Annotated in this window: 4 protein-coding genes and 1 pseudogene; 2 read left to right on the forward strand and 3 right to left on the reverse strand. The window is 26.7% G+C overall.

The window, feature by feature from the left end; all coding sequences use genetic code 11:
- Positions 1–48: 48 nt before the first annotated feature.
- Positions 49–738 (reverse strand): ATP-binding cassette domain-containing protein, encoded by a 690-nt coding sequence (locus CD138_RS13755; RefSeq protein WP_019167415.1) that lies wholly within the window; start codon positions 736–738, stop codon positions 49–51.
- A 130-nt stretch (positions 739–868) separates the two neighbouring features.
- On the opposite strand from CD138_RS13755, the gene CD138_RS13760 reads away from it, so the two are divergent.
- Complete coding sequence (locus CD138_RS13760; RefSeq protein WP_019167416.1) at positions 869–1,525, forward strand: DsbA family protein; 657 nt, start codon at positions 869–871, stop codon at positions 1,523–1,525.
- Positions 1,526–2,358: 833 nt separating this feature from the next.
- On the opposite strand, the gene CD138_RS13765 is transcribed toward CD138_RS13760, so the two are convergent.
- Positions 2,359–2,673, reverse strand: coding sequence for a hypothetical protein (locus CD138_RS13765; RefSeq protein WP_019167417.1), 315 nt, complete (start codon positions 2,671–2,673; stop codon positions 2,359–2,361).
- On the reverse strand, positions 2,666–3,562 hold the full coding sequence (locus tag CD138_RS13770; RefSeq protein ID WP_019167418.1) for a ParA family protein: 897 nt from the start codon (positions 3,560–3,562) through the stop codon (positions 2,666–2,668). Before CD138_RS13770 ends, CD138_RS13765 begins: the two co-directional genes overlap by 8 nt.
- Before the next feature lie 666 nt (positions 3,563–4,228).
- Between CD138_RS13770 and CD138_RS13775 the strand changes: the two are divergent.
- Positions 4,229–4,510, forward strand: a pseudogene (locus tag CD138_RS13775) (replication initiator protein A); the annotation flags it as partial.
- Between the last annotated feature and the right edge of the window lie 92 nt (positions 4,511–4,602).

A 4,602-nucleotide genomic window follows, 5' to 3' on the forward strand; every position in this document is an offset into this window, starting at 1 on the left:
AAGTTTATAAATTTTATTTAATTCTATTATTTTTCTAATCGACATAAACTACACTTCCTTTTCATTGTTTATGAATTTTTTGAAAGTAGTAGTTAAATTGCCATTTAATTTTTCAATTGGTTTATATAAACGCAACTCTCCAGAATATAACATTAAACATTTATTACACAATTCTTCAAGTAAGTTTAAGTCATGTGAACACATAATAATGATAGTATGTTCATTAGAAATTTTTTTATACAACTTTTTTGTTATTTCAACAGATTCAATATCCATACCATTTAAAGTCTCATCTATTATAAGTATATTAGGTTCAATTAGGATACTTATAATAACTTGCAATTTTTTTTTCATACCTGTGGAGTAATCCTCTATCAAAGAATCTAATGCTCCTTTAAATGATAACTTTTCAGACAAACTATTTAATATATCTTCTTCTATTTTTTTATTATAAAGCTTATGCATTAATTTTATGTATTCGTAACCAGACATAAAACCTGGTAATAAATCATCACTCGGAAGATACAAAACTTGAGTATTAAAAGAAGGGTGTTTATTGTTTAAACCATCCAATGATATAGTTCCGTTTTCTAAATTCAGTATGTTTGTAATTAATTTTATTAATGTAGTTTTACCAGAACCATTTGGCCCCATTAAAGCAATAAAATCTCCGTACTGGAACTCACACGTAACATTTTTTAAAACTTGATACTGAGCACCATCATATTTAAAAGACACATTTTCAATACTTAAAATATTTACACCCTCCTAAAATTCGTATTTAAATTCAAGAAAACTTTGATGTTACTGTGATTATAATATAATATTATGTATAGTTCAATTTTATTTATATCGAAGGGGTAAGCTGATGAAAAAAATTTATATTGGTTTAATTATTTTTGTCGTTTTAGTTATTTTCGTGCTTGTTTTACGTCCTACTGATGTGAAAAAAAATTCCAAAGAAGTTACATTTTCAAAAGATTTACAAACAAAGTATACTAATCATTCTCCGAAAATAGGAAATAGTAAAAAAAATACACTTGTCGTATTTGAAGATTTTAAATGTCCTTATTGCAGAATACTTCACAATAACGTAATTAAAAAATTAGATAGCAATATAGAAATACGATACATAAACATGGCTTTTCTAGGCAAGGATTCTATTAAAGGATCGCGTGCTTCTCATGCAGTAAACATCTACGCGCCTGAAAGATTTTCAGAATTCCATGATTCTTTAATGAATCAGCAACCTGAAAATGACGAGACTTTATGGCTTACTGAAAAGAAAATAGATAATGAGCTCGATAAATTATCTTTATCAAAAGAAAAATTAAAAAAAATTAAAGATGCTTATAAATCTAAAGATAGTAAAGCATGGAAATATGCCGATAAAGATAAGAAAATAAGTGAAAAAATGCATGTTTCCTCATCCCCCACAGTATATGTGAACGGTCATTATGTAAAAGAAGACTCTTATTCTTTAAAATCGTTCAAAAAAAACATCGCCGAATATATGAATGATTAAAATTTTGATTTTGTTGCAAAGTTAAAAAAATAAGTGTCTAACCGTATGTTTAAAAATATTTGTACTAAACCCCAAAAGTTGTACTTTGGTTTAGTATATTATTTCAAAGGTTTGTTTCCTATATTGTCTAGGAGACAAGCCTTTGAATGTTGATTTACTTCTTATATTTTTGTAGCACCGTATCTCTTTAAGATTTCTATTTGTCTTTCTAAATTTTGATTTTGTGTTGATACTCAAGCATAACCAATTTTCAAATTTTACACCCCTTTTTGTTACACCCTAATCATACATTTAGAAACCTATAAAATCATCTTTTTCCTCAAAGAAATTCACTAATTCTGTTCTTTCAAAATTAGTATTTGCTACTTGATTAAGTTCATTTATATTCATTTGCTTAATATCATTTATTATTCTATTCCTAATGGATTCAGCAGGATCATATTGTTTCTTTGTAGCAAATTCAAACGAGTTTTTTATTCATATCGCAACCTCCTAACTACTTATGTATTTAGTTAAATTTTGGCCAATTACCCGATTCAAATAGCAATATCAAAATCGAGTAATGATAATTGTTTTGTACTTTTATCTATACTAATATCATTTTCTATTTCAGATTCTTTATTTTGCTTTCTAATAATTATCCATAGTTCCAATGTTTCATTTGTTACATATGAAATACGTATAAATTTACAAATTGATTTATAGGCATTTATAAATTATTCTATGTTTGTAAGTGTTTTTTATAAATGCTTTAGTCGTAGGGTCTGCCAAGAATACCTACGGCTTTTTTACACAAGTGTAACTTACACAAAAGTTATTTACACTTGTGTAAGTTAAGATTTATTTTTACTTTTTAATCGTCTTAGCTTCTGTTCATTTTCTTCTCTTTCTTGTTCCCTTATAAATTCTTTTTCACTATCAGAACGGGCTTCTATTAATTTTTCTAATGCTTCTTCCAGAATATCATTTAAATTGTCATATAGCCCGTATCTTTTTAGTGCTACAGCCTTACTATGAATAACACCTTTTACTCTTAAACTTTGAGCTGGCAAAACACTATATCTTTCAGACGTATCAAGCATTGTATTCTCATAATTACTAGTTCTATTTCTGTTTTTATTTAACAAGCTATCATTATTATTATTCATTACGATCCCTCATTTTTTCTAATAATTCATTTGTAATACTCTCGTACATTGCAAGTACATTTCTATCGTGCATATCTTCATTTGCAATCCCTGTTGTATCCCAAAATTTAACTCTTTCACGCTGAAATACTTTATTTTTAAAAACATAACTTCCATATACATGTTGAAGTAGGCTTAAAATAAAGCTATCTATTTTACCTTGCTTTTTAAACATAACAGGTAAAATCCCAATCACATCAAAATCATTGCCGTGTAATTCTTTAAAGTCAGACAAGTGACTAATTAACTTTTCAATGGCATTAAAACTTCTTACATGAGTTTGTGTAACAATCAAACTATAATCACATGCATAGATTCCGCTATTTGCAAAATCAGATAATGTTGGTGGTGTATCAATTAGTATATAATCATAATCTTTTTTCACTTCTTCTAAGAAACTATTAAAATACTTTGCACCATCAATTCTATTCAACTTTAAATCTTCTAATAAGTATGGATATCCAATCATATTAAAGTCAGATGGTATTATTGATAAATTATCGCTTAATTCAATTATCGCTTCATGTATAGGTTTTTTTTCTTTTAAAGTGTGATACAAATCATTTTCATTTATATCGGTTGATTTTCTCAATAGTAAATCCAGTATTTCATTTTCTTTTTCATCTAAAACACTTTCAAAATTGTTAGAATTCATTATCTCATTTAATAAGGCATTATTGTTCTCTTTAAATGTCTTTAATAGAAGATCAGTAACATCTGCTTGAGGATCTAAATCAACAACCAATACATTTTTCTGTTTGATTTCAGATAGTACATAAGCGATTCCAGCAGTTGATGAGGTTTTTGATACACCACCCTTAAAGTTATTAATTGATACTACTTCTGTCATAATAGTATCCCTCCTTTTGAGTATATTTAAAGTATACTATGAATGTGTAAAATACACAAGTATAAATTACACTTGTGTAGCTTAAAAACTTAGTTTATACTATAAGCAATAAATGTTTTACTAACAGAACAGGGGGAGGCTTATGAATTCAGACACTATTGTAACGGTTTCTATTGCAATATCATTTGTACTATTCATAACTCTCGCTATATTCATTATTAATAAAATGAGTTGGTGGGAGGGTGTCAAAAGATTACTTTTAATCATGTGAAATATCGTTTCAGCAATCTTTATTCTATTAGGAACTATAGTAGCTTTGATATTCATAGTATTTACAGCAATGCTTTTTGCAAGTGGAAAAGATTAAATTGTAGCCAAAAATAAAAGAGTAACAAGGTAATGGGGAAAAGATTTAAATTAAATTTTACAATTAACCATAACGTGTTATTATTGATTTATAGAAGAAAAAAAAGAGCAACTACTTGCAATAGTTGCCCTTTGGTAATAAAACGTATGCACACGTTTATTTATATTTATTTTGATACTTGTATTATATATTGAATAACTTCTTAGTGCAAGCACCAAAATCATTGAATAAATGTAAAGTAAATAAAAGCGTTTTATTACCTCTTCCCAGCACAAAAAATACGGAAAGAGGTTTTTATTATGTCAGAGCAAAGATTTAATATACAACAGCAATATAGACAAAAGTTTTACCAATTACCAAAAGTATTTTTTACCAATGATAAATATATAAAGTTAAGTAACGATGCAAAAATTGCTTATGCTTTATTAAAAGATAGATTAGATCTATCTATAAAAAATAATTGGTTTGATGAAAATGGAGATATATTCTTTATCTATACAAATGAAAAGCTAAAAACCATTTTAAATTGTCAAAATGCTAAATTAGTGAAAATCAAAAAAGAATTAACTGAAGTTAATCTCAGACTGTAGACAAACTATCGTTATAACATTAAAAATATAACGGTAGTTTGTTTTTTATAAGCTTTTCAATAATATGTATAAAAATATTCAAA

Source organism: Staphylococcus intermedius NCTC 11048 (assembly GCF_002902385.1).
Classification (GTDB): domain Bacteria; phylum Bacillota; class Bacilli; order Staphylococcales; family Staphylococcaceae; genus Staphylococcus; species Staphylococcus intermedius.